This is a genomic window from Ligaoa zhengdingensis (assembly GCF_014384885.1).
GTDB classification, from domain to species: Bacteria; Bacillota; Clostridia; order Oscillospirales; family Ruminococcaceae; genus Ligaoa; species Ligaoa zhengdingensis.
Genome location: NZ_JACRST010000001.1, coordinates 137967 through 162129, shown reverse-complemented (window position 1 = coordinate 162129; position 24163 = coordinate 137967). Strand labels below are relative to the sequence as shown.

The 24163-nt window shown below is 53.8% G+C and carries 21 protein-coding genes; 16 read left to right on the top strand and 5 right to left on the bottom strand.

Annotated elements, in window-relative coordinates:
- Positions 1 to 468 precede the first annotated feature (468 nt).
- Together H8711_RS00760 and H8711_RS00755 are read left to right on the top strand one after the other, a co-directional pair.
- Positions 469 to 984, top strand: coding sequence for a pyridoxamine 5'-phosphate oxidase family protein (locus tag H8711_RS00760; protein WP_249281620.1), 516 nt, complete (start codon positions 469 to 471; stop codon positions 982 to 984).
- Between the two features lie 90 nt (positions 985 to 1074).
- Positions 1075 to 2397 (top strand): MATE family efflux transporter, encoded by a 1323-nt coding sequence (locus tag H8711_RS00755; protein WP_249281619.1) that lies wholly within the window; start codon positions 1075 to 1077, stop codon positions 2395 to 2397.
- A gap of 181 nt (positions 2398 to 2578) precedes the next feature.
- Here the strand turns inward: H8711_RS00755 and H8711_RS00750 are convergent, their stop codons facing one another.
- Both H8711_RS00750 and H8711_RS00745 read right to left on the bottom strand, forming a co-directional pair.
- Entirely contained in the window at positions 2579 to 2830 is a 252-nt protein-coding gene (locus tag H8711_RS00750) for a DUF6514 family protein (protein WP_249281618.1), read from the bottom strand.
- A 175-nt stretch (positions 2831 to 3005) separates the two neighbouring features.
- Positions 3006 to 3971: an RluA family pseudouridine synthase gene (locus tag H8711_RS00745; protein WP_249281617.1), complete on the bottom strand. Its 966-nt coding sequence runs from the start codon at positions 3969 to 3971 to the stop codon at positions 3006 to 3008.
- Between the two features lie 337 nt (positions 3972 to 4308).
- Between H8711_RS00745 and H8711_RS00740 the strand changes: the two genes are divergently transcribed.
- The 6 genes from H8711_RS00740 (at position 4309) to H8711_RS00715 (ending at position 10580) form a co-directional block, all read left to right on the top strand.
- The gene (locus H8711_RS00740; protein ID WP_249281616.1) at positions 4309 to 4992 is read left to right on the top strand and encodes a JAB domain-containing protein; all 684 of its coding nucleotides are present in this window, start codon (positions 4309 to 4311) and stop codon (positions 4990 to 4992) included.
- A gap of 105 nt (positions 4993 to 5097) precedes the next feature.
- Complete coding sequence (locus H8711_RS00735; protein ID WP_249281615.1) at positions 5098 to 6414, top strand: phenylacetate--CoA ligase family protein; 1317 nt, start codon at positions 5098 to 5100, stop codon at positions 6412 to 6414.
- A complete protein-coding gene (gene iorA / locus H8711_RS00730) occupies positions 6411 to 8153 on the top strand; it encodes an indolepyruvate ferredoxin oxidoreductase subunit alpha (RefSeq protein ID WP_249281614.1) in 1743 nt (580 codons plus the stop codon). Before H8711_RS00735 ends, iorA begins: the two co-directional genes overlap by 4 nt.
- Complete coding sequence (locus H8711_RS00725) at positions 8150 to 8737, top strand: indolepyruvate oxidoreductase subunit beta (RefSeq protein ID WP_249281613.1); 588 nt, start codon at positions 8150 to 8152, stop codon at positions 8735 to 8737. The genes iorA and H8711_RS00725 overlap by 4 nt, the downstream gene beginning before the upstream one ends.
- Positions 8738 to 8741: 4 nt before the next feature.
- Positions 8742 to 10049, top strand: coding sequence for a phenylacetate--CoA ligase family protein (locus H8711_RS00720; protein ID WP_249281612.1), 1308 nt, complete (start codon positions 8742 to 8744; stop codon positions 10047 to 10049).
- Between the two features lie 99 nt (positions 10050 to 10148).
- Positions 10149 to 10580 (top strand): ACT domain-containing protein, encoded by a 432-nt coding sequence (locus H8711_RS00715; protein ID WP_249281611.1) that lies wholly within the window; start codon positions 10149 to 10151, stop codon positions 10578 to 10580.
- A gap of 62 nt (positions 10581 to 10642) precedes the next feature.
- Here H8711_RS00715 and H8711_RS00710 read toward each other — a convergent pair whose 3' ends face one another.
- Positions 10643 to 12364, bottom strand: a complete 1722-nt coding sequence (locus H8711_RS00710; protein ID WP_249281610.1) for a B12-binding domain-containing radical SAM protein — start codon at positions 12362 to 12364, stop codon at positions 10643 to 10645.
- A 133-nt stretch (positions 12365 to 12497) separates the two neighbouring features.
- Between H8711_RS00710 and H8711_RS00705 the strand changes: the two genes are divergently transcribed.
- The 8 genes from H8711_RS00705 (at position 12498) to H8711_RS00670 (ending at position 20968) form a co-directional block, all read left to right on the top strand.
- Positions 12498 to 13058 (top strand): hypothetical protein, encoded by a 561-nt coding sequence (locus H8711_RS00705; protein WP_249281609.1) that lies wholly within the window; start codon positions 12498 to 12500, stop codon positions 13056 to 13058.
- A 97-nt stretch (positions 13059 to 13155) separates the two neighbouring features.
- Positions 13156 to 14115, top strand: a complete 960-nt coding sequence (locus H8711_RS00700) for a zinc dependent phospholipase C family protein (protein ID WP_249281608.1) — start codon at positions 13156 to 13158, stop codon at positions 14113 to 14115.
- A 142-nt stretch (positions 14116 to 14257) separates the two neighbouring features.
- On the top strand, positions 14258 to 15718 hold the full coding sequence (locus tag H8711_RS00695; RefSeq protein ID WP_249281607.1) for a nicotinate phosphoribosyltransferase: 1461 nt from the start codon (positions 14258 to 14260) through the stop codon (positions 15716 to 15718).
- A gap of 396 nt (positions 15719 to 16114) precedes the next feature.
- The gene (locus tag H8711_RS00690) at positions 16115 to 17266 is read left to right on the top strand and encodes an ABC transporter substrate-binding protein (protein WP_249281606.1); all 1152 of its coding nucleotides are present in this window, start codon (positions 16115 to 16117) and stop codon (positions 17264 to 17266) included.
- A gap of 100 nt (positions 17267 to 17366) precedes the next feature.
- On the top strand, positions 17367 to 18254 hold the full coding sequence (locus H8711_RS00685) for a branched-chain amino acid ABC transporter permease (RefSeq protein WP_249281605.1): 888 nt from the start codon (positions 17367 to 17369) through the stop codon (positions 18252 to 18254).
- A gap of 5 nt (positions 18255 to 18259) precedes the next feature.
- Positions 18260 to 19342, top strand: a complete 1083-nt coding sequence (locus H8711_RS00680) for a branched-chain amino acid ABC transporter permease (protein WP_343253078.1) — start codon at positions 18260 to 18262, stop codon at positions 19340 to 19342.
- The gene (locus tag H8711_RS00675; RefSeq protein WP_249281603.1) at positions 19339 to 20262 is read left to right on the top strand and encodes an ABC transporter ATP-binding protein; all 924 of its coding nucleotides are present in this window, start codon (positions 19339 to 19341) and stop codon (positions 20260 to 20262) included. Before H8711_RS00680 ends, H8711_RS00675 begins: the two co-directional genes overlap by 4 nt.
- Positions 20255 to 20968, top strand: a complete 714-nt coding sequence (locus tag H8711_RS00670) for an ABC transporter ATP-binding protein (RefSeq protein WP_249281602.1) — start codon at positions 20255 to 20257, stop codon at positions 20966 to 20968. The genes H8711_RS00675 and H8711_RS00670 overlap by 8 nt, the downstream gene beginning before the upstream one ends.
- A gap of 207 nt (positions 20969 to 21175) precedes the next feature.
- Here H8711_RS00670 and H8711_RS00665 read toward each other — a convergent pair whose 3' ends face one another.
- Positions 21176 to 21688, bottom strand: coding sequence for a cohesin domain-containing protein (locus tag H8711_RS00665; RefSeq protein WP_249281601.1), 513 nt, complete (start codon positions 21686 to 21688; stop codon positions 21176 to 21178).
- An 88-nt stretch (positions 21689 to 21776) separates the two neighbouring features.
- Complete coding sequence (locus H8711_RS00660) at positions 21777 to 24008, bottom strand: endo-1,4-beta-xylanase (RefSeq protein ID WP_249281600.1); 2232 nt, start codon at positions 24006 to 24008, stop codon at positions 21777 to 21779.
- Between the last annotated feature and the right edge of the window lie 155 nt (positions 24009 to 24163).

The window sequence follows — 24163 nt, the reverse complement described above, 5'->3', positions numbered from 1 at the left end:
CGCAAGCCCTCAATCCTTTAGTAAATTAGTAATTTACTAAATAATATCAGGCTGCTGGAAAAATGTCAAGAGAAATAAAAAGGAGCTATTCGGTGGAGCCTCCATAAGACAGTACAAGCAGAAATGATAAAAAATCATGAAATGCAACTATCAGACGGGATTGGCTGAAAAAGAAAAATGCTGGATTTAGTCTAGGCGGCTAAGTCCAGCATTTTTTATTGCTACAACGCTTTGATACACTTTGCCCCAAGGCATTTTTCGTATCTATTCCGGTCGTGCAGGCCCCCAAATTAACGCAAAAATGGAGATGCATTTAACTTCGCCTCGAAAAACAATTTAGTACTTGACTTTCGGAGAAAGGGTGCTATACTATATAAAAACCGCCGGGTTACGCCTTTTCTTCATTCCGTAGGCCAAAGAAGGGATGGAGAATATGGCGTTTTATTTTTATGTAGGAGGTGTAAGGCTATGTTTCGGGAAATGCGGAGAAAGCGACAAGCTCTATGCGCAGATGAAATATCTGCTGTGCTACATAAGGGAACATCAGGAGTGCTTGCTTTATATGGAGATGGTGGCTATCCTTATGCTGTCCCTATTAGCTACGCCTATGACGGAAAAAAGCTCTATTTCCATTGTGCCCAAAGCGGACACAAGTTGGACGCTATCGGTAGAAACGCAAAGGCATCTTTTTGTGTGATTGATCAAGATCAGATTGTGCCGGAAAAATATACTTCCTATTTCCGTAGCGTAATCGTATTTGGCACCATACGAGTATTAGAAGATGATAGCGAAAAACGGACTGCTATTGAAAAACTGGCATTGAAATATGCGCCAGATGACACGGAGGGAAACCGCAAAAAAGCCATTGAACAGGGATGGAAACCGCTATGTATGTTGGAAATGAATATCGAACATATAAGCGGAAAAGAAGCAATTGAACTTATAAAAAAGAAACAAGAAAAAACAACTAAAGATAATAGATAAAATCAGCCCGCCGGGGTTTCATTTTATTGTGTAGTAGGCCTGTGTTACACAACACAGGCCTTTTTTGTTTTTAATAAGGAGGTCATTACCATGTACGAAGGTAAATCGCACACTTTATTTGCGAAATATGCAATTCCACAAATGATAGGTCTGGTATTCAATTCCGTCTATATGATCGTAGATGGCGTTTTTATCGGCAATGTACTGGGCCGTGATTCTATGGCTGCGGCGGCTGTCGCTGTTCCCTTGATTGAAATTCTGATTGCCATTTCTATGGCGGTTGCTTCAGGAGCCGGTATTATAATTTCCGGGCAACTGGCACGAAAAGAGAAAGAAAAAGCATTACAAGTGTTTGATACCGCTCTTATATGTGCAGGTGTTATTAGTGTTTTTATTGCTGTATTCGGCAATTTGTTTATCCATCCACTAACGGAACTTTTGGGGTCGACACCGCAGATTCACGACGAGGCAACAGAATATATCCGCTATATCGTTTCCTTTTCTCCGTTCCTCATATTTAGCTTCTTGTTAAGTGGTCTTGTGAGAAATGACGGTAGTCCGAAATTGGCGATGTTTGCTTTAGCCTTTGGATCTGTGTCTAACATTGTATTGGACTATGTCTTTATGTGCCCTCTGAATATGGGGATTGGTGGTGCGGCGCTTGCAACTGCCATTGGGCCGGTGTTTAGTGTGCTGATTATGCTTCCTCACTTTTTATTGAAGAAGGGGAATTTGTATTTTGCCGTTCCAAAGCTCCAGATTCCGACTGTGCGAAATATTTTTACACTTGGTTTTCCATCGTTTATTATGGAATTCACCATTGGGATTATTACCTTTGTGTATAACATCGCCATTGTAAAACACGGATACGGGGAAATTGGATTGGCGGCCTATCTACTTATTGGATATTTAATGCTCATTATTCTTACACTGTTCCTTGGAATGGCTGAGGGCCTACAACCTGTTTTCAGTTACTTCACGGGTTCTGGTGAGGTTGCTCGTTGCAATGATATGCGTCGATTTGCAACAAAGGTATTTTTGGCAATGGGCGTTGTCTGCTACATTTTGATCGTTCTTTTCTCCCAATACTTTTTCTCAATTTTCAATCCGGGAGATACAGAACTGATCACCTTTACTGCGGATAAAAGTCTGTCGTACTTCTGCGCCTTTTTCCTCGCTGGATATAATATTTTGATGATTTCGTTCTGGCAATCGACAAGATACACTGCAAAGGCTTTGGCTATTTCCTTGAGCCGGAGTGTAGTTTGCCTGCCACTTCTGGTTCTGATTTTGCCACACATTTTTGGCAGCAATATCGTCTGGTTCTGTCATTCCCTCAGCGAGACAATAACTGCCTGTGTTGCCTGTGTTCTGCTGATGAAAAGCAAAAAACAATATATTGCGAATAAATGAGGAGGATGGACATAATGAATAGAATAATCACGATTGGTTGCGAATTTGGTAGCGGTGGTAGAGAAATTGTAAGGAGATTAATAAATTAGTGCAACTGCATGACGGCAAAAGAAAAAAGCCGTCGTTATACACAGCGCCTTGCAATTGAAGACCCGAAATAGGGCAGAGGGCTGTCCTGCCCTCACAATAAATCGGGGAAGAATTGGCTGAGATATTCGGTTCCAGTAAAATCGTCTAGGATGTCCTCCATATGGATAAGCGACACCTCAAATTTGTTGAGAAGCTGAACCAGCGCATCCACTTTATCTTTTCGTGGAGTGAGGGCTGCAAAAATTTTAGTTTTGCTCGAATCTACTGCTTCAATGTTGTAAAGTTTCTGATGGTTAAACTCTGGGGCATCGGTTGTCGCACAGATTGTGCAGTATTGACACACTAGGACCAACTCCTTTACTAGATGTTGCAATGAAACATTACCATAAATTACAGATATTGTAAATGAAGCGTTTGGCATTCTTTATAAAAAATTTATACTAATAAAACATATTTTGTGACCTAAAGGAAAATAAATGCGACACCCCTCGGGCAAAAAGAGCTCGAAGGGCGTCGCGTCATCGAATTTTTCCGTTTTTGAAGTCTTCTGCAAACCAGACATGGGGCACAGCAAATGTCTGCCCGTTGAGATATTCCAAATGTTCTGCACCGCCTTGAAAGCGAAAGACCAGCTGGTAAGCGTACAGCGCCTGATATTTGTAGGAGGTTCCCCGGTTGTCGCGCGCAAAACCATACTTTGTATCCCCCAGCAATGGATGCCCCAAAAACGCAAAATGCGCCCGGATTTGATGGGTCCTGCCGGTCAGGAGATCGACTTCGATCAGAGAAAAGCGGCCATTTTCCGCCAGTATACGGTATTTTGTGAGGATGGTGCGCCCACCAGGCGAGGGGGTGTTTGTAACCGTGACGCGATTTTCGTCGCCAGCTTTTGTTAGAAACGCTTTGAGCACCCCAGATTTTTGTTTTAACTGGCCGTGGATCACCGCGAGATAGAGCTTTTGCAGCTCGCGGTCTTTGATCTTTTGATTGAGCACTCGCAGGGTGGGAGCGTTTTTGGCCGCGATCACAATGCCGCCGGTGTTCCGGTCGATCCGGTTGCACAGGGCCGGTGCAAAGGAGTGTTCCTGTTCGGGCAGATACTCCCCTTTGTCATAGAGGTAGTGCTGGATGCGATTGATCAGGGTATCCGGCCGGCCACTTTCATCCTCGTGTACCACCAGCCCGGGTTTTTTATCCACCAACAGCAGGTTTTCATCCTCATAGAGGATATCCAACGCAGTGGGGGCGCGCAGAAAGATGAGTTCAGGTGAAGGAACGTCAAAAAACTCATCGTTGAGGTAGAGTTCCAGCAGGTCGCCTTCGGCTAGCCGCGTGGAAATTTCGCAGCGCTTGCCGTTGAGTTTAATCCGTTTGAGGCGGATCGATTTGTAGAGCAGCGGCTGCGGCAGCAGAGGCACAGCCTTGGTAATAAACTTGTCCACCCGCTGCCCGCTGTCGTTGGCGTTGATTTGAAAACTGCGCATAGGCACCTCCTTGCCGCGGGATGTCGCTTCCTCGATACGGCAGAAAAAGTATAGCACGATTTGATCCCATCGGCAAGAAAGCCGGCGATCTTTCCTCGTTCTTTTCTTGTATGCTGCGCCGACGAATGGTATAATAATTGCAAAGAAGTTATAATACCGGTTATGCGCAGGCCATCCGCGCCTTTCTAACGCTTCGGCCTACAGCGCAACGATGCCATGTGCGTTGCGCTCATGGTATCGTAAGGCGTAATTTTTGTCGTATTATGGGTTGATCGATCGAAAACGCGGCGAAGCCCGGCGGCAGACATGCACATCTGACAACGAGGAGGGAACAGGATTGGCAAATGTCCATGACAAACATCGAATGCGGCTGCGGGAACGCTTCAGGGCAAACGGTCTGGATGACTTCCAACAGCACCAGGTGTTGGAGCTGCTCCTGTTTTATGCCATCCCGCGGAAGGACACCAACGAAATCGCCCATATGTTGTTGGAGGAGTTCGGTTCCCTGGCGGGGGTGATGGATGCGCCGATCGAGGAGCTGGTTAAGGTAAAGGGGATCGGAGATGGCGCCGCCACCCTCCTCAAGCTGATTCCGGGTGTCTGCCGGTTCTATTTTGACGACAAAAATACACTGGGCACCCTGCTGCAAAGCACAGAGGATATTGTAAAATTCCTGATCCCCAAGTTTGTGGGCGAGACCGAAGAGAAGGTGATGCTGCTGTGCCTGGATAACCGCAACCGGGTGGCCGGCTGCCCCATGATCTGCCGCGGCGATGTGGTATCGGCGAACTTCACCCCGCGCCGTGTGGTCGAGACCGCCATCAAATACCGCGCCACCAACGTGGTGCTCTCGCACAACCATCCGATGAACGACGCCCTGCCCTCCCGTGCGGACCTGGACACCACCTTTGAGTTGTATGAGACCTTGCAGCGGGTTAACATCCGCCTGCTGGATCACATCATCGTCTCCGGCAGCGACGCGATCTCTATCCGCGACTCAGGCGGCTTTGCCCGTTTATAATTGGAAACAATTGCTGACAACCCTTGACGGGGTCGCGCAAAAGAGGTATGATATATTTTAACAATTTTAATCGATAAAGCACAAAATTTGTAGGAGGATTGCGGGATGTTTTGGCAGAAAGATATCGAGACCATGCCCCGGCAGGAGCTGGAAAAGCTGCAGCTCAAGAAGCTGCAATGGGTGGTCAAGCATTGCTATGACAATGTGAAGTTTTATCACGACAGGCTTGACCAGGCCGGCGTCAATCCGGATAAAATCAAGGCATTGTCCGATTTGCAGTACATACCCTACACCACCAAGGATGATATCCGCGACCACTATCCGTACGGTTTGTTCGCGGTGCCCATGAAAAAAGTCGTGCGGATTCATGCGTCCAGCGGCACCACGGGCAAGCCCACAGTGGTGGGCTATACCCGTCAGGATTTGAAAAATTGGGCGGATATGGTCACGCGCTTTTGTGTTTCCGTCGGTGTGACCGACGAGGATGTGGCGCAGATTTCGTTTGGCTACGGTCTGTTTACCGGCGCGCTCGGGCTGCACTACGGCCTGGAGAATATGGGGGTCGCGGTGGTGCCGGCGTCGAGCGGCAATACCGAAAAGCAGATCATGCTGCTCAAGGACTTCGGCGTCACCACCATCATCAGCACACCGAGTTATGCGCTGTACATGGCGGAGGTCGCCCGGGAGATGGGTTACACCAAGGAGGACTTCAAGCTGCGCATCGGGCTGTTCGGCTCCGAGGGCTCCACTGTGGAGATGCGCGAGCAGATCGAAGCCGCCTGGGGGCTGTTCGCCACCGACAACTACGGCATGAGCGAGCTGGTCGGCCCGGGCGTATCGGGCGAGTGCCATGTGCGCGAGGGTCTGCATTTTGCGGAGGATCACTTCCTGCCCGAGATCATCGACGCCCAGAGCGGCGATGTGTTGCCCCGCGGTGAGACCGGGGAGCTGGTGGTCACCACCCTCTCCAAGGAGGCGATCCCGCTGCTCCGTTACCGCACCAAGGATATCACGCGCCTCAATTACGAGGTGTGCCCATGCGGACGTACCCATGTCCGCATGGATAAGGTCACGGGCCGCACCGACGATATGCTCAAAATCCGCGGTGTAAACGTGTTCCCGTCCCAGGTGGAAAGCGTGCTGCTGCTGTTCCCGCAGATCAGCCCCAACTACCAGCTGGTGCTGCGCCGCGAGGATTTCACCGACACGATGGAGATCCGCGTGGAGCCCACCGACGGCAGTCTGCTGGAGATCTACAGCGAGCTGGAGAAGCTGCAGCAGAGCATCCGCTTCAAGATGAGGACGGTGCTCGGCATCGATGTCAAGGTCAGCCTGGTGGAGCCCAAATCGATGGAGCGGTTCGCCGGCAAGGCGCGGCGCATTGTGGACTTGAGAAATCAAAAGGAGGACCCGAAATTTTGAAACGATTGATGCTTGGCAACGAGGCGGTTGCCAGAGGACTTTATGAAGCGGGCTGCAGGGTGGTTTCCAGCTATCCGGGCACGCCCAGCACCGAGATCACCGAGTACGTCAGCCAATATCCCGAGGTGTACGCCGAATGGGCGCCCAACGAAAAGGTCGCCACCGAGGTGGCGCTCGGCGCGTCGATTGCGGGCGCGCGCTCCTTCTGCGCGATGAAGCATGTGGGCCTCAATGTGGCGGCCGACCCGGTGTTCACTGCGAGCTACACCGGTGTGAACGGCGGCATGGTGATCGCAGTTGCGGACGACCAAGGGATGCACTCCTCTCAGAACGAGCAGGATTCGCGCCACCACGCCATCGCGGCCAAAATCCCGATGGTGGAGCCCTCCGATTCGAGCGAATGCCGCGATTATGTCAAGGCGGCCTATGAGCTTTCTGAGAGCCTGGATACCCCGGTGTTTCTGCGCCTGTGCACCCGCGTCTCCCATTCCCAGAGCATCGTGGAGGAAGGGGAGCGGATCGAGCTGCCGCTCAAGGAGTACGAAAAGAATGCGAAAAAATATGTGATGATGCCCGGCAACGCCCGCCCGCGCCACGTGGTGGTGGAGGAGCGGTGCCGCAAGGCGGCCGAGCTCGCCGAAACCACACCGCTCAACCGCATCGAGTGGTCGGAGGGCAGTGAGATCGGCGTGATCACCGCGGGCATCACCTACCAATATGCGAGGGAAGCGCTGGGCGATCGCGTCAGCTACCTCAAGCTGGGGATGGTCAACCCGCTTCCGGTGGAGTTGATCAAACGCTTTGCCGCGGGGGTCAAGACCCTCTATGTCATTGAGGAGCTGGACGATATCATCGAGACCCACTGCAAAAAACATGGAATCTCAGTGACCGGCAAGGAGATATTCCCCACCACAGGCGAGTACTCGCAGGAGCTGGTCGCCCGCAAAATTTTGGGCGAATCGGCGGCGTTCACCGAGTACAGCGAGGCGGTCCCCGTCCGCCCGCCGGTGATGTGCCCGGGCTGTCCGCACCGCGGTATGTTCTACACTTTGGGCAAGATGAAGCTGATGGTAAGCGGCGATATCGGCTGCTATACGCTGGGCGCCACCCCGCCCCTCAACGCGATCGACACCACCATCTGCATGGGCGCATCGATTTCGGCCCTGCACGGCTTCAACAAGGCGCGCGGCGCGGAGGACCGCTCGGTGGCGGTGATCGGCGACAGTACTTTTATGCACTCGGGCGTGACAGGTCTCATCAACATCACCTACAATCAGGGTTATTCCACCGTGATCGTGGCGGACAACTCGATCACCGGCATGACCGGCCATCAGCAGAACCCCACCACCGGCAAAACCCTCCGGGGCGACATCGTGGAAAAGGTCAGCATCGAGAAAATCTGCGAGGCCGCCGGGGTCAAACGCATCCGCGTGGTGGATCCGAACAACGTCAAGGAGCTGGAGGCGGTGCTCAAGGAGGAGCTCGCGGTCAAAGAGCCATCGGTTGTCATCACCCGCCGCCCCTGCGCCCTGCTCAAATATGTCAAACACAATCCCTCTTACCATGTCGATTTGGAGAAATGCCGTTCCTGTAAGGCCTGCCTGAAGGTGGGCTGCCCGGCCATCCGTATGCTGGACGGAAAGGCTGCCATCGACAATACGCTGTGTGTGGGCTGCGACCTGTGCCGGCCGCTTTGCCCGTTCGGCGCGATTGAAAAGCAGGGAGGGGACGAAGCATGAACAAGAGCACCAATATTATGATCGTCGGCGTGGGCGGACAGGGCACTTTGCTCGCCAGCCGCATCCTCGGCCATATGCTGGTGAGCCAGGGCTACGATGTCAAGGTTTCCGAGGTTCACGGCATGGCGCAGCGCGGCGGCTCGGTGGTCACCTATGTGAAATATGGGGAGAAGGTCTATTCCCCCACCATTGAGCGCGGGGAAGCGGACATCATCATTGCGTTTGAGCTGTGCGAGGCCGCGCGTTGGGTGAGTTACCTCAAAGAGGATGGCAAGCTGATCGTCAACACCCAGAAGATCGCCCCGATGCCGGTGATCACCGGTGCGGCGGCATACCCCGAGGGGATTGTGGAGAAGATCAAAGCGCTGGGGTGCCACGTCATCCCGCTGGATGCGCTGTCTCTGGCCGAACAGGCGGGAAACGCCAAAGCCACCAATGTGGTGTTGATGGGCGCGATCTCTACACTGACCGATTTTGACGAGGCCCTCTGGGAAAAGACCATCGCTCAGCTGGTGCCTGAGAAGTTCCTGGAGGTCAATCTGAAAGCATTCCGGCTCGGACGCGAGCTGAAAATGGAGGAATAAGGCCATGGCGAACAAGTATTGGAGCAGCATCGAGACCGCTCCGCTGCATGAAATCAAAGCCCTGCAATCCTACCGCCTGTCCAAGATGGTGCGGCACGCCTACGAAAATGTCCCCTTCTATAAGCGGAAGCTGGACGAACTGGGCGTCGCGCCGGACGATATCCGTTCGGTGGACGATCTCTCCAAGCTGCCGTTTACCTACAAACAGGATTTGCGCGACAACTACCCCTACGGTCTGTTCGCGGTGCCGCACGACCAGATTGTGCGCATTCACGCCTCCAGCGGCACCACTGGCAAGCAGACGGTGGTGGGATATACCCAGAATGATATCGATATGTGGAGCGAGTGCTGCGCCCGCGCCCTGACCGCTGCGGGCGAGGACGAAAAGTCCTACATCCATGTTTCCTACGGCTACGGCCTGTTCACCGGCGGCATGGGGATGCACTACGGCGCGGAAAAAATCCACGCGACGGTAATTCCGGCTTCGGTGGGGAACACCAAGCGCCAGATTCAGATCATCCAGGACTTCGGTTCGACCCTGATCTGCTGCACCCCGTCCTATGCGGTGCTGCTGGGCGAGACCATGCGGGACATGGGGATTGATACCTCCAAATTGAAGCTGCGCGCGGGCTTTTTCGGCGCGGAACCCTGGACCGAGGAGATGCGCCAAAAGATCGAATCGCTGCTCAATATCAAGGCGTACGATATCTACGGCCTTTCCGAGATCGCAGGCCCGGGCGTCTCGTTCGAGTGCCCGGAGCAGACCGGAATGCACATCAATGAGGATCACTTTATCCCGGAGATCATAAACCCGGATACCGGCGAAGTGCTGTCGGAGGGGGAACAGGGCGAGCTGGTGTTCACCTGCGTCAGCAAAGAGGCGCTGCCGCTCATCCGCTACCGCACGCGCGATATCGCCACCTTGACTCGCAAGCCATGCAGCTGCGGCAGAACCCTTATCAAGATGCTGAAACCCGCTGGCCGCACCGACGATATGCTCATCATCCGCGGCGTCAATGTGTTCCCGTCCCAGGTGGAAAGCGTGCTGCTAGAGCTCAAGATGCCGCCGCACTACCAGATCATCGTCGATCGCGTGGGTACGCTCGACACGATGGAGGTCTTGGTGGAGATGGATGAGAGCATGGAGTTCGATGCGGTGCGCCTGGTGGAAAAGACCGAGGCGAAGATCAAGGCGGCCCTCGATTCCACGTTGGGCATCTCCGCAAAGGTGCACCTAGTGTCCCCCAAGAGCATCGAACGCAGCGAGGGCAAATCCCGCCGCGTCATCGACCGGCGCAACCTGCACGGTTGATTGGCATTGGTATTGTGAGTTAAAATGTGATATAATAAAAATACAGATAAACCGGAAGCGAATACGCGGCGCTTGTTGCCGCCTCGGGAGGGCGAGACTATGACAATCAAGCAGTTATCGATCTTTGTAGAGAACAAACCGGGCAGAATGTCGGAGATCACCGAGATATTAGAGCGCAACAACATTGATATTCGCGCGCTTTCCATTGCGGACACCACCAATTTCGGCATTTTGCGCATCATTGTGGATCACCCGGATCAGGCGCAAAATGTTCTTAAGGACGCGGGCTTTACCGTTTCGCTGACCAATGTTATCGCCATCGGTGTGGACGACCGGCCGGGTGGACTGGCGCGCGTGATGCGCTATCTCTCCGATGCGGAGATCGGCGTGGAGTATATGTATGCGTTCATCAGCAAGGAGGAGAAATCCGCCTATGTGATTATCCGTGTGGAGGATAACGCGCGCGCAGAGGACGTTTTGCGCGAAAAGGATGTCCCCATCCTCTCTGCTGAGGATATCTACGAGATGTAATTTGAATCGAGACCAACTAAACGACGCGGGCCGGATTTGTTTTCCGACCCGCGTCTTTTGTATCAGAGCTCGATGAGGTAGTAAGCGGCATTGCCCAGCAGGTCGCGGCGGTCGTAGTCGAACAGCACCGCCTGGCAATTCTCTCCCTCATTGCCGAACACTTCGATATGCGCCACCTTTGCGATGTACCGGCAGTCGCAGTTGCGGTATTGCGGCAGATACCGCTCCAGGTTGCTCTCCTGCGAGAAAAAGGCGAGGATACGCTCGCGATAGACGAGAAATTGGTCCGGGTGCAGCCAATCGGGCAGCTTTTTGGGCCGTTCGTGTCGGCAGAGGTCGAATTTGAGCCGCCACATCCAAGCCTGTTCGTCGATCTGCGGTTGGCTCAGAACGAACCGGCGCAGCAGCTCGCACAGCTCCAACCGGCTGTGGCTGGTGCGGTGACAGCCGCTTTCCACCCAGAACTGCGCGAGCGATTCGTAGCAGGCGAAGGGGGAGGGAAAACATCCCGTCAGGTAGGCGATGCTGCTGATAAACTTACCGCTGTTGTAGAACAGCTCCACCATTTCCTCGATCGCGGAGAGCCGCATCATATCCTCGTGGGGAAGCCAGCGGGTGGCCAACACCTCATAGGGTGCGCAGTCCCGGTAGACGATGCCGAATTCCTCCCGGCGCGCGTGCAGGGGCGACCCTTTGAGCACCTTGAGAAATCCGAGTTGGAGCTGTTCAGGCTGGAGCGCATACACGTCGTCGAACGACCGCCCAAAGGAGCGGTAATCCTCCTGCGGCAACCCGGCGATGAGGTCGAGGTGCTGATGGATATTGCCGCCGGATTTCACTGCGCGCACCACCCGCGCCAGCCGGTCGAAGCTCACATTGCGGTTGATGGAGAGCAGCGTCTGCGGATTGGTCGATTGTACCCCGATTTCAAACTGGAACAGCCCCGGCCTCAGCGAGCGGAGGAAGGCGATCATCTCGTCGTCCAGCAGGTCGGCTGTCAACTCGAAATGGAAATTGGTGATCCCGTTGTCGTGCTCCGCCAGATAGCGCCAGATCGCCAGGGTGTGGTTGCGGTCACAGTTGAAGGTGCGATCCACAAACTTAACCTGGGGCACCCGCGCGTCCAGGAAACGCTGCAGGTCGGCGAATACCTTATCCAACGGTGCAAACCGCACTGCTTTTTCCACTGAAGAGAGGCAGTACGCGCAGCGGTAGGGGCATCCGCGCGAGGATTCATAATAGAGGATCTGGTGGCCTGCGTCCTTGCAGCCCTCGTCGTAAGGGAAGGGGAGCAATGCCAGGTCGAGCGGGTCACGGTTGGGGGTCACTTCGATTTCATCGCCGTTGCGGTAAGCGATCCCCTTGATGCCCTCAAAAGCGGGGAGAGCCTCCCCCTCGAGCCGGTCGAGAAGCTCGGTGAAGGTGAGCTCCCCTTCGCCGCGCAGGATCAGGTCTACAGCAGGGTTGTCCCGGAGAAATGTGCGGCTTTCGTAGCTCACCTCGGGGCCTCCCAGGGCGATGAGACAATCCGGCAGAATCTTTTTAAGGTCGGGGCAGAGTTGGCGGATGACCTCGATATTCCAGATATAGGCGGAGAAGAACAGGACTTCCGGTTGCATCCGGAACAATTCGTCCAAAATGTAATCCTGCGTCTGGTTGATCGTGAACTCAGCGGTGATCAGGTGATGGCGCTCCAGGTTATGCGCAAAGCGCGCGAGAGACCGGGCCGCCAGACTGGAGTGGATGAATTTGGCGTTGACCGCAGCCAACACAAAGGTTTTCATGCAAAGCCCCTCTTTTCCTAGACAATTATTTTTATTGTAACATACCATACCGCGATCGTAAACGATTGCTTTTCACGGCTGGATTGAGTATAATAATAGAGACATCGACCGACGACTGAGAGGGGTTTCCGACATGCGTGAACCGGTAAAAAGGCTCAATATCAAGAGCCTGGCGATCTGTATTCTGCTGTTGCTTTCGATCTTCCTGGTGGAGATTATCTGCGCCTATGCATTTGTCGACGACTTTTCCATCCAGTGGGGACCTGCGTCGTCGAGCTCGGACGACCCCTCCAGCTCATATGCGGATTTGGGCGTCGAACTCGATCCCCATGCGGTCAACGGTATGACCGACCCGAGCGAAAAGACTGGGGTGAAAAAGCCGTATGGCGAAATCTCTTACAAGATCAATCCGTCCCCGCAATTTAAAAATGGGAAGGCCGAAGGCAATCTATTGATTGAAAACAACGGGGATAACCAGCACTTCATGCGGGTGCGCGTTGAAACGGAGGATGGGGATATCGTCTATTACTCCGGTTTTCTTGCGCCGGATATGCATATTCCATCCGCGCCGCTCGATGTGGAGCTGGAGGATGGAACCTATCCCTGCAAAGCCTACATTGAGGCGTATGACATGGACACGCTGGAAAAACTGGGGGAAATCAAGAAGGAAATCACCTTGACAGTCGGGAAATAGCTTCCAGATCGCACAGATGAAAAGGCCGCAGTCCGGCTTGGGATCATCCCCACGCCGCGAGCAGCGGCCTTTTTCGCACAGAAAGGAGGAATGAGGGATGCCCGCTTATGTATCCCATTCGCTGTTTGGCGAGTGGGTGCGCGCAGCGCTGGCGGAACCGCAGCTGCAGCGCCTTCTGGAGCGAAACGCCGCAGCGTTTGAATGGGGCTTACAGGGACCCGACCTGCTGTTTTTTTACGGAATTTTGCCGCCACGCCTCGATCATCGCGTCAACCGCTTGGGGAGCCGTATGCACCGCGAGGCGGTGGAGCCGCTGTTTCACGCGATGCTCCAGCTTCTGGATGGAGCGTGCGGGGGACAGGAAGCTGTCGCAGCTTATCTGATGGGTTTTTGCTGCCATTACAGCCTTGATTGCACCGCGCATCCTTATATCTATTGGCTTCAGGAGCAGGTCGCGCTGGAATTGCCTCCATCGGACCGTCGGGGGCTGCATAACCAATTGGAAAGTGACATCGACAGCGACCTCTATCTGCTCAGGACGGGCGCCACGATCGACAGCTTTTCTGTGTCAACAGCGCTCCTCGCGGACACTTCGGTGCTGCGCGCCATCGCCCGGCTCTATCAGGCTTTATCCCGGCAGGTTTACGGCGCGCCGGTGACGGAAAAGCAGGTGATGCGCTGTTTTGGGAGCTGTTACCGCGTTCTGCATCTGGTGCTCAACCGGCCCGGTGCGCTGGTGGCTGCGCGCGCGTTGGATGCGGTGGGCTTCCAGCACAACCGGCTTGCGGCCCATGTGCGCCTCGCGAAGGCGCGGCGCGAGGTGCTCAACCGGGAGGAAAAGGAGTGGCGCAACTTACAGACCGGGGAGCTCTCCACCGCATCCTATCTGGTGCTGGAGGATCTGGCGCGATCATTGGCAGTCCGGCTGATCGAAGCGGTGTGGCTTCGCCTTTGCTATCCCGGGGAGGCCGCGCGGGATGCGCTGCCGCAGGCATTTACAGGGCTACCCGGTTTCGATTTTGGCAACCCAGCCCGCGGCCGGGAGCCGCACGCATAAACGGACGAAAGTATTCCACCGGATGCGCCTCGACCTCGTCAATCCGACAAAAAGGGCGGAGAAAGGTTGCTTTCCACCGGGGTTCGGTTATAATAAAAACAGGTAAGTTTTGTGTAAAATAACAGAAAGATGGTGGGCAGAAATGAAGTCACAGGATTTCGGCGAGAGAAATTTAACCATGTTGGTGGATTTCTATGAGATCACCATGGCGAACGGATATTTGGAACAGGGTGTGGGAGACCGCATCGCGGTGTTCGATATGTTCTTCCGCAAAATTCCGGATGGGGCCGGTTTTGCGCTGCTGGCAGGTTTGGAGCAGTTGATTGACTACCTGAACAACTTAAAATTCACCGCGGAGGATATCGAATATCTGCGTGGCCGCGGTATCTTCTGCGAAGAGTTCCTGCGTTACCTCGAAGATTTTCATTTTGAGTGCGACGTGTGGTCGATCCCGGAGGGCACGCCGATTTTCCCCAACGAGCCGGTGGTCATCGTGCGTGGGCCGATCATCCAGGCCCAATTGATCGAGACCATGACCCTGCTCACCATCAATCATCAGTCTCTCATCGCCACCAAGGCCAACCGCATCGTGCGCGCTGCCCAGGGGCGCGGCATCTCTGAGTTCGGCTCCCGCCGCGCCCAGAGTTTTGATGCGGCGATCCTCGGAGCGCGCGCGTCCTACATCGGCGGATGCACCGGAACCGCCTGTGTCATCAGCGACCGGCTGTTCGGCGTACCTGCGGTGGGCACGATGGCGCACAGCTGGGTACAGATGTTCGACACCGAATATGAGGCGTTCAAAAAATATGCGGAGATCTATCCCGACAACTGCGTTGTTCTGGTGGACACATACAATGTGCTCAAATCCGGCGTGCCCAATGCGATTAAGATGTTCGACGAGGTACTGACTCCCAAGGGCTTCCGGCCCAAAGGGATCCGTATCGACAGCGGCGACATCGCGTATCTTTCAAAAAAGGCGCGGATCATGTTGGATGAGGCTGGCTACCCCGATGTGACCATCTGCGCGTCCAACTCCCTGGATGAGTACATCATCCGCGACCTGCTTTTGCAGGGGGCAAAGGTCGATTCCTTCGGCGTGGGCGAAAATCTGATCACCTCCAAAAGCGATCCGGTGTTTGGCGGGGTATACAAGCTGGTAGCGATTCAGGATAAAGACGGCGGCTACATTCCCAAAATTAAGGTGAGCGAGAGCATTGAGAAGATCACCAACCCGGATTTCAAGACCCTTTACCGCTTTTATAACAAGGCAAATGGACAAGCCATTGCCGATTGCGTCGCCCTGTATGATGAAGAGATCGACGAAAACGAACCCTACACCATCTTCGACCCGGTGGCAACCTGGAAGAAAAAGACCCTTAAAAATTACACGGTGCGCAAGTTGATGGTGCCGATCTTTACAAAAGGCAAATTGGTCTATCAGTGCCCGCCGTTGCAGGAGGTTCGCGACTACTGCGAAAAACAGGTCGATCTGCTCTGGGATGAAGTCAAACGCTTCGAGTATCCGCACCGGTATTACGTCGACCTCTCCGACAAACTCTGGAAGATCAAAAACGAGATGCTTTCCCAGTACAATTTTGAATAAAAAACAGAGGCGGAGATTTTCTCCGCCTCAATTTCATTTTTGCAGGATTTTATTTTAAATCTTGCATTTTATTTGATTTTTAAATACATACAGTTGTATTTGATATAAAGACATATTGGGAGACAGTGTATTTGCCTCAAAAACAAGGCGAAAAATATAATTTTTTCATATAAAAACAATACTTTTTGTTTGATTTGTGAATAAACATTGGGACTTTGAATAGAGAGGGGAGGCCGTCAAAAACGGCTAGGAAACAGCTTCCAATATTTTTGGATTTTGGTGCACTTTTTCTTGCAAACCAAGATGGTCTGTGATATAATATTAACATTCTAAGTATAAATTATTTAGAAAGTATGTCCCAAACCATATTTATTATGAAAGATGGGGGTCTTGAACATGAAACGAGTGTTAGCTGTAATGCTCAGTGCTGTGCTGGCCGCGACGGTATTCTCCGGTTGTGGACAAAAGAATGAAGATGTCATCAAAATCGGTATCTTTGAACCTCTTTCGGGCGCGAATGCCGCTGGTGGGCAGCTCGAGGTCGAGGGGATGGAGCTGGCCAACGAATTGCGGCCCACTGTACTGGGCAAAAAGGTCGTTTTGGTAAAGGCCGACAACAAATCCGATAAAAATGAGGCCACTGCGGCCGTCGCCCGCCTGATCGAAAAGGAAAAGGTCAGCGTGATCCTCGGTTCGTGGGGTTCCTCTTATTCGATTGCAGCCGGCGACCTGGTCAAAAAGAATCAGGTTCCCGCCATCGGCTGCTCCTGCACCAACCCGCAGGTGACTCTGGGCAACGACTACTACTTCCGCGCGTGCTTTATCGACACCGATCAAGGCCGCATTGTGGCAAACTACTGCGCGAACAACTTCGGCGCGAAGAAGGTCGCCACGATCCAAGAGGTTTCCAATGACTACTCTGTGGGTCTGGTAAAGATCTTCACGGAAAACTTCAAAGCGCTCACCGGCGATGAAAATTGCATCGTGGCCACCGGCAACTACAACACCGGCGACCAGGATTTCACCGGCATTCTCACCAATATCAAGCAGGCCAACCCCGATGCGATCTTTGCGCCTGGCAACTACACCGAGTCCGCACTGATCATCAAACAGGCCCGTCAGCTCGGCATTACCGCTCCGTTCATCGGGTGCGACACTTGGGAGACCGGCCCGTTCATCGAGGTCGGCGGCGCGGATGTTGAAGGCGCGATTATGACCACCTTCTTTGACGACAAGAACCCCGTCAACGACGCTGGTAAGAAATTTGTAGAGGAGTACAATAAGAAATATCCCGAGAAGAATGGCAATATCGACTCGGTCGCGGCGCTGGGCTACGACGCCTACATGCTGGCGCTCGACGCGATTGAGCGCGCGGGCACCACCGACACCGTCGCCATCCGCGATGCTCTTGCGGCAACGGTCGATTTCCAAGGTGCGACCGGCGGCATCACGCTGAATGAAAATGGCGATGCCGACAAGGACGTTGCCATCATCAAGACCGTTCAGGACGGCAAATTTGTCTACAAAGACACTGTAAAACTCAAATAATTCCTGCCGCTTGACAGAATAAACACGCTGCGGGTAAGCGCATCTCACAACGGTGCGCTTACCCTGTTCTATATTTCACTTGAATTCGAGGTAATTGCATATGGCGATAGTTATGCAGCATCTGGTCAATGGCATTTCACTGGGCAGCCTCTATGCCCTGATTGCCATAGGCTATACCATGGTGTACGGAATCCTGCGCCTCATCAACTTTGCCCACGGCGATATCGTGATGATGGCGGCCTATTTTGCATATTTTGGCATCGCGGCGTTCCATGTGCCGTGGTACATTACGGTGGTGGTTGTAGTCGCACTCACCGCTCTGATGGGCGCGGGCATCGAGAAGGTGGCTTACCGCCCGCTGCGCGATGCGCCGAAAACATCCATTTTGATCTCCGCAATCGGTGTGTCCTACCTGTTGGAAAATCTGGCCAACTACCTGTTTTCCGGCGTTCCCAAGGCTTTCCCGGCAATCGGCGGGCTGGCGGACAACATCGTCATCGGCGGCGTGTCAGTGCAGATGGTTTCTCTGCTCACCCCTGTGATCGTGGTGCTGTTGGTGCTCGGCCTGATGTTTATCATCAACAAGACCAAGCTGGGCATGGCGATGCGCGCCGTCTCCAAGGACTATGAGATCGCTCGCGTCATGGGCATCAAGATCGATAACGTTATTTCCTATACGTTTATGATCGGTTCCGGCCTTGCGGCAATCGGCGCTATCCTGTGGGGGGCAAAATATCCGCAGGTGCAGCCGATGATGGGCGTCATGCCGGGCCTCAAGTGCTTTATCGCCGCGGTTATCGGCGGCATCGGAAATATCGGAGGCGCTATGCTCGGCGGATTCATCCTGGGTTTGGGCGAAATTCTGCTGGTGGCGATTGCGCCTGACCTGACCGGATACCGCGACGCGTTTGCCTTTATTTTCCTGATTATCGTATTGTTGGCCAAGCCCACCGGTATTCTGGGCGAGAAAGTGACGGAGAAGGTGTGATGAATATGGATAAAAAGAAACGGAATCGAATTCTTTCCGCCGTATTCGTTGTGATTCTTGTCGCAGGCGTCTTTTTCATGGATAATACGGTGGATTCCTATGTGCGCAGGGTTCTCAGCCTCTGCGCGATCTACGCGATTGTGGGCCTTTCGATGAACCTGGTCAACGGCTTCACCGGGATGTTCTCTCTGGGGCAGGCGGGCTTTATGGCGGTCGGCGCTTTCACGGTGGCGGTGTTCACTGTGCCGGTGGAGCAGCGTGCAGCGGTGTTCTATCTGGAGCCGATGAACCCCTTGATCGCGGACATCGAGTTACCCTTTGTGGCCGCACTTCTGTTGGGCGGCCTGTTGTCGGCTATCCTCGCCTTTTTAATCGGCGCCCCCGTGCTGCGCCTGAAGGGCGATTACCTCGCCATTGCGACCCTCGGTTTCTCCGAGATCATCCGCATTGTGTTCACCAACATGCAGACGGTGACCAACGGCGCCTTGGGCATCAAATACATACCCACCATCAACAGCCTTTGGTGGACGATCGGCATCATGATTATCGTTGTGGTGCTGATGGTGCTGCTCATCCATTCGAGCTATGGCCGTGCATTTAAGGCGATCCGCGAGGATGAGATCGCGGCAGAGGCGATGGGAATCAACCTGTTTAAGCATAAGGTAATCTCTTTTGTCACCAGCGGCTTTTTCGCCGGTATCGGCGGCGGCCTGATGGCAGCGCTGCTCGGTACGGTGGACCCCTTGCAGTTCCGCTTCACCCTTTCCTATGATATCCTGCTGATCATTGTACTCGGCGGTATGGGCAGCATTTCCGGGACAGTGATCGCGGCGTTCGTGGTCACGGCCGGTAAGGAGTGGCTGCGTTTTCTCGACGAAACGGTGATGATTGGCGGTTGGGAGGTTCCCATCTTCCGCCCAGGTTTCCGTATGGTCATCTTTTCGGTACTGTTGATGGTCGTGGTGCTGTTCTATCGCAGGGGCCTCATGGGCACCAATGAACTCACATGGGACTTCATCTTTGAAAAGCTGGAGAAGTTGAAGACGAAGTTCAGCAAAAAAGGCGCGCCCAAGGAGGTCTCCAAATGAGCAAGAATATTCTCAAAACGGAACATGTTGTGATGAAATTCGGCGGTGTCACCGCAGTCAACGACCTCTCAATTGAAGTCAACGAGGGGGAGATCGTCGCCTTGATTGGGCCGAATGGTGCAGGCAAGACCACCGCATTCAATGTGATCACCGGCGTCTATGTGCCCACCTCCGGTACCGTGTATTATGAGGGAAAACCCTATGTCCGCAGCACGCCCAAGCCCACCCGCGAGGAGCGCGCTGCGCTCAAGGCCGCTATCGACCGGGGAAACGGCCAGGATGAAAAGATGATTCTGGAGGCAGCGAGCCAAGGGCAGTCCGGGGAGGGCAGAGAGCTCAAGGAGCGCCAGCCCAATCTGCACATGACACCCGACCGCATCACCAAGCTGGGGATTGCGCGGACTTTCCAGAATATCCGGCTCTTTAAGGATCTCACCGTCTTTGAAAACGTATTGATTGCCAAGCATTGCCGTTCCAGAGCTGGAGTGCTCAGCGCGATGGTGCGAGCCAACCTCAAGGAGGAACGGGAGATGCGCCGTTCTGCGGAGGAGCTGCTGGAGATCGTCGGACTCAGCGGCGTCAAAGATGAGATTGCGAGCAGCCTGCCCTATGGGCAGCAGCGCCATTTGGAGATTGCACGCGCCCTGGCCACCGAGCCCAAGCTGCTCCTGCTCGATGAACCGGCGGCCGGTATGAACCCGCAGGAGACCGACGAGCTGACTGAATTTATTCGCAGTGTGAAGGACAGCTTTGGACTCACGGTGTTTATGATTGAACATCACATGGATCTGGTCATGGAGATTTCCGACCGCATCTATGTGTTGGATTTCGGCGAGACGATCGCCAAGGGGACGCCCGAGGAGATTCAGAACAACCAGCGGGTGATCGATGCGTATTTGGGGGTGCAGGAGAATGCTTAAACTCAACGATCTGCGGGTATCCTACGGCGGCATCGAGGCGGTCAAGGGCATCAGTTTGGAAGTGCCTGAAAAGAGCATCGTCACACTTATTGGAGCAAATGGCGCGGGCAAGAGCACCATCCTGCGCACCATTGTCGGCCTGGTCAAGGCGAAGTCGGGCACCGTTTCCTTTTTAGATGAAGATATCACCGGCCAGCCCTCCGACCAGATCGTGGCGAAGGGGATCACCTTGGTGCCTGAAGGGCGGCGGGTCTTCCCAAACCTTTCGGTGTATGAAAACCTTAAAATCGGTGCATATCTGCGCAAGGATGACTTCACTGAGGATATCAACTGGATTTACGACCTGTTTCCGCGCCTCAAGGAGCGTTCCTGGCAGATGGCGGGCACACTTTCGGGCGGTGAACAGCAGATGTTGGCGGTGGGCAGGGCATTGATGTCCAAACCCAAGCTGATGATGATGGATGAACCGTCGTTGGGCCTCGCGCCGCTGGTGGTGCAGGGCATCTTTGAAATTATTCAGGAGATCAACAAGCAGGGCGTCACCATCCTTTTGATTGAACAGAACGCGAACCTGGCCCTCAAGGCGGCCGATTATGGATACGTGCTGGAAACCGGCAATATCGCCTTGACCGGTACCGGCGCGGAGCTGTTGGCCAACGAGCAGGTAAAGGCGGCTTATCTTGGCAAGGCCAGAAGTAAAGCCTGATCAATCCGCCAGATGGAGTATGGGGAGTTAAAACAAGAGCCGGCCCTAAAAAGTAAGACGAGCGACCAGTCCGAAAAGGATTTGGCCGCCCGTCTGCTTTTTTGTCTCCTGGGTCGGAAACAGAGATATCGCCGGTGAAGGAATAGGAGGATAACTCCACCGGCACGACAATAATCGAAAACTGCATGGGATTTCAATTTTGGAGTATCATCCATCGACGACCGCAGTTTCCATCTGCCAGCCGTCTACATTTTCTTCGTAATCCAGATTGGACTTTACAATATTAACATCGCTGATCGAGAAGGTAGCTTCGGACAATGGCGTATCCACTTTTGCCTCGAATACCATCTTGCAGATGTCCACTTTCTTCCCGGAAAAACCTGGTGTCTCGCCGATCATGGTTGCTCCCACGAGCTGATAACCGTCAAATGGTTTGGCAAATATGCTGCTGATTTCATCGATTTCGGAGGTCAATTCTTCTTTGTACTCAAACTTACTTTCGTCAAAGTTCAGCCGAAACTGATATCCATAGAGGTCTTCTACCGACGGTGCAGCCACTGTCACGGCCACTTTTTGGCCGGCTACAACCGCCTTTGGACCTGACGATGCCGGATCACTGCCGCTGCGCAGGAATCCAAAGGCTACTGCGGCCACTGCTAGAACTGCGACTACCCCCACGATGATTGCGATAATTCTTTTCTTAGTTAGCTGTTCAGACATCTGTTGTCCCTCCGATCTTTGTTTGCCGGGGCGGCGGAAGTTGTCCGCCGCCCCGGCTGGATCAATTCTGTCTCAGGCGGAATTGATGTTACAGAGCTCTGGCAACGTAAGAGATATCATAAATATCGATCTCACCGTTGTCGTTGAAGTCAAAGAAGGTGTAGATTTCGTCCCAGTCGGCATCCTCGTCGGTGGTGCCGAACCAATCGATCATATTGGAAAGGTCGATCAGGTCGAGCTCGCCGTTGTCATCGGTGTCACCAGGGATCGCAGGCTCGCCGGAGCCATTGCCCAGGGTGGTGAAAGCTGCGACAGCGGTAGCGGTCTCAATTGTCTTGTCGTCGCCGTTCTTTACGACATACTCGGCGTTAAGAACGACATCCTGCTCCTCTTTCACAAGCGCGGCGTCAGCTTTGGCGTGCAGCATGATCGAACCGAGCTCTTTGGTCTCGTAATCGGGAGCCATGACGGTGATCTTCGCAAAGCCTTCGCCGTACTGGCGATCCACAACAGTGACGCCCTCAGCGGGGGTGAAGTTCGCAAAGTCGAACAGCTTGCCGTCGAAATTGTAGGTGAGAACAGCAGCGTTGGTGCCGGTCACTTCGTTGAAGGTGGCATCCAGCACAAAGTGCTCGTCAACTTTGACATTGTGCGCATCAGTGGTCAGGCTGATCGCGGAGGGAGTAAACTCGAGGGCCTCAACAGCCTCATTCAGAGCTTTAGTCGCATCCTTCACAGCGTTTACGCCGTCGATGTCGTAGATTCTCACGTCAACCAGAGCCTCAGCGGCAGCTTTCGCTTCCTGATAAGCAGCCCAAGTCTCAGCGGTGTACAGGCCTTCCCTGTAATCCTCGGGAGCATTCGCAATCGCCTGTCTCATCTTGTCACGGTTGGGCGCGCCGATGACCGCAAAGAAGGACATCTTTTCGACGTTACCGGTGAGACCGCTCCACAGGTGGGCGCCTTTGCTGCTGTTGAAAGTGCTTCTGTCATTGGTGCCATCCCACTGCAGGAAGGACATCTGATCTTTGTACTCGATGAGCAGATCCATCAGGTCGGCGGCGTAGTCAGCCTGCTCCTTCTGGATGTCTTCGCGCATGGCCATCTCATTGGCCTTATCTCTGTTCCAACCATCGACATTCAACTGGCCCCAGCCCTCTTTGCGGATCGCGGGGGCGTTGTCAACGTCGTAGGTGTTGGTCTCAGCGGTGTTGCCGTTGGGGGTGGAGGGCTTGCTGGGGTCGTAGTCGGGGTTCAGCATGAAATCGCTGCGGATGTCAGCCTCGGTGAAGCCGAACTCGTCCGCCACGGTCAGACCCATCTCGATCTGCTTGCGCAGGGTATCGATGGAGGGATACACAGAGGACAGACGGCCCTGCATGCCGTAACCGTCGATGTTGCCGGCCTCATAGATGGGTTTGAGCATCTTGATGGTCTGGCTCATCTTGGGCTCGTAGGGCTTGTTACTATCCTGGAAATCGTTGAAGTACAGGGTCCAGTCGGCGCCGTACATATTGGAGTATTTACGGGCGAACTCGAACGCCTTGCGGATATAAATGGACTCCGCTTCCAGTCTCGCATCCGGATCATCGTCCAGATCGGGACGACGGAAGATTTTGCCCCACTGGCCGTTCTGCTTCAGGGGGTCGTCCATGTTGCGAACCTGGCCGGTGTAGTCGTCCAGCGCTTCGTTGACAACATCCCAGGAGTAGATGACGTCGTTGTACGGAGCGTATTTCTCCATCATCTGCTGGATGTAGTTTTCCAGACGGGCCAACATGGTTTCGGGGCTAGCCCAATCGGGGTTCTCTTTGTCATAGTAGAAGCCGTTCATGAAGAAGTACATCGGCTGTTGGCCGCCGTGCCAAACCAGCACGTGCGCGCGGACGTGCTTCTGCTCGCGCTCGGGAACGGTCGCGTTGTAAGCACGGACCTGATCCAGAGTATTCATAACGCTCGGGCGCTCGACGAGGACGACATTGCGGTTCGCCTCTTCGATCGCAGCGGCCTTCTCTTCCTCGGAGAGAGCTGTATTGGCGTTGATCTCTTCAACAGCTTTCACATAAGCCTGACGGGAAAGGCTGTTTGTATTGTTGTTGCCGATCTGGCTATCCAATTTGAGGGCGTTGCTGGGGCTGTTGCTCTTATAATGGTAGAGCTGCTGCTGGTTGTTCCAGTTGCCAAAGGTGCCCATCATCCAGTAATCTTCATACTCTTCCCACAGGGAGGGAAGGGTGTAGTCCACCGCCAGAGCAGTGGTGGGGAAGCACGATACAGCGAGAACCAACGCGAGAACCAATGCTAGAATCCTTTTTTTCACAGTTTTCTCCTCCTTAAATTTAGGGTCGAAATTGTTCCAGTGCCTGACAATTGTTGTTTTGGACATCTCTCCTTTTTACCACCTCGTGCAGATGGATCATACGACATATCCGGATATCAAGTACACGCCAGCCTGCACAGAAGCGATTATATTTA

Bases quoted from the DNA above. Each gene is read 5' to 3' on its own strand.
- H8711_RS00760 (WP_249281620.1), top strand. From the start codon at position 469: ATGTTTCGGGAAATGCGGAGAAAGCGACAAGCTCTATGCGCAGATGAA.
- H8711_RS00755 (WP_249281619.1), top strand. From the start codon at position 1,075: ATGTACGAAGGTAAATCGCACACTTTATTTGCGAAATATGCAATTCCA.
- H8711_RS00745 (WP_249281617.1), bottom strand. From the start codon at position 3,971: ATGCGCAGTTTTCAAATCAACGCCAACGACAGCGGGCAGCGGGTGGAC.
- H8711_RS00735 (WP_249281615.1), top strand. From the start codon at position 5,098: ATGTTTTGGCAGAAAGATATCGAGACCATGCCCCGGCAGGAGCTGGAA.
- H8711_RS00725 (WP_249281613.1), top strand. From the start codon at position 8,150: ATGAACAAGAGCACCAATATTATGATCGTCGGCGTGGGCGGACAGGGC.
- H8711_RS00720 (WP_249281612.1), top strand. From the start codon at position 8,742: ATGGCGAACAAGTATTGGAGCAGCATCGAGACCGCTCCGCTGCATGAA.
- H8711_RS00715 (WP_249281611.1), top strand. From the start codon at position 10,149: ATGACAATCAAGCAGTTATCGATCTTTGTAGAGAACAAACCGGGCAGA.
- H8711_RS00710 (WP_249281610.1), bottom strand. From the start codon at position 12,364: ATGAAAACCTTTGTGTTGGCTGCGGTCAACGCCAAATTCATCCACTCC.
- H8711_RS00705 (WP_249281609.1), top strand. From the start codon at position 12,498: ATGCGTGAACCGGTAAAAAGGCTCAATATCAAGAGCCTGGCGATCTGT.
- H8711_RS00700 (WP_249281608.1), top strand. From the start codon at position 13,156: ATGCCCGCTTATGTATCCCATTCGCTGTTTGGCGAGTGGGTGCGCGCA.
- H8711_RS00695 (WP_249281607.1), top strand. From the start codon at position 14,258: ATGAAGTCACAGGATTTCGGCGAGAGAAATTTAACCATGTTGGTGGAT.
- H8711_RS00690 (WP_249281606.1), top strand. From the start codon at position 16,115: ATGAAACGAGTGTTAGCTGTAATGCTCAGTGCTGTGCTGGCCGCGACG.
- H8711_RS00685 (WP_249281605.1), top strand. From the start codon at position 17,367: ATGGCGATAGTTATGCAGCATCTGGTCAATGGCATTTCACTGGGCAGC.
- H8711_RS00680 (WP_343253078.1), top strand. From the start codon at position 18,260: ATGGATAAAAAGAAACGGAATCGAATTCTTTCCGCCGTATTCGTTGTG.
- H8711_RS00675 (WP_249281603.1), top strand. From the start codon at position 19,339: ATGAGCAAGAATATTCTCAAAACGGAACATGTTGTGATGAAATTCGGC.
- H8711_RS00670 (WP_249281602.1), top strand. From the start codon at position 20,255: ATGCTTAAACTCAACGATCTGCGGGTATCCTACGGCGGCATCGAGGCG.
- H8711_RS00665 (WP_249281601.1), bottom strand. From the start codon at position 21,688: ATGTCTGAACAGCTAACTAAGAAAAGAATTATCGCAATCATCGTGGGG.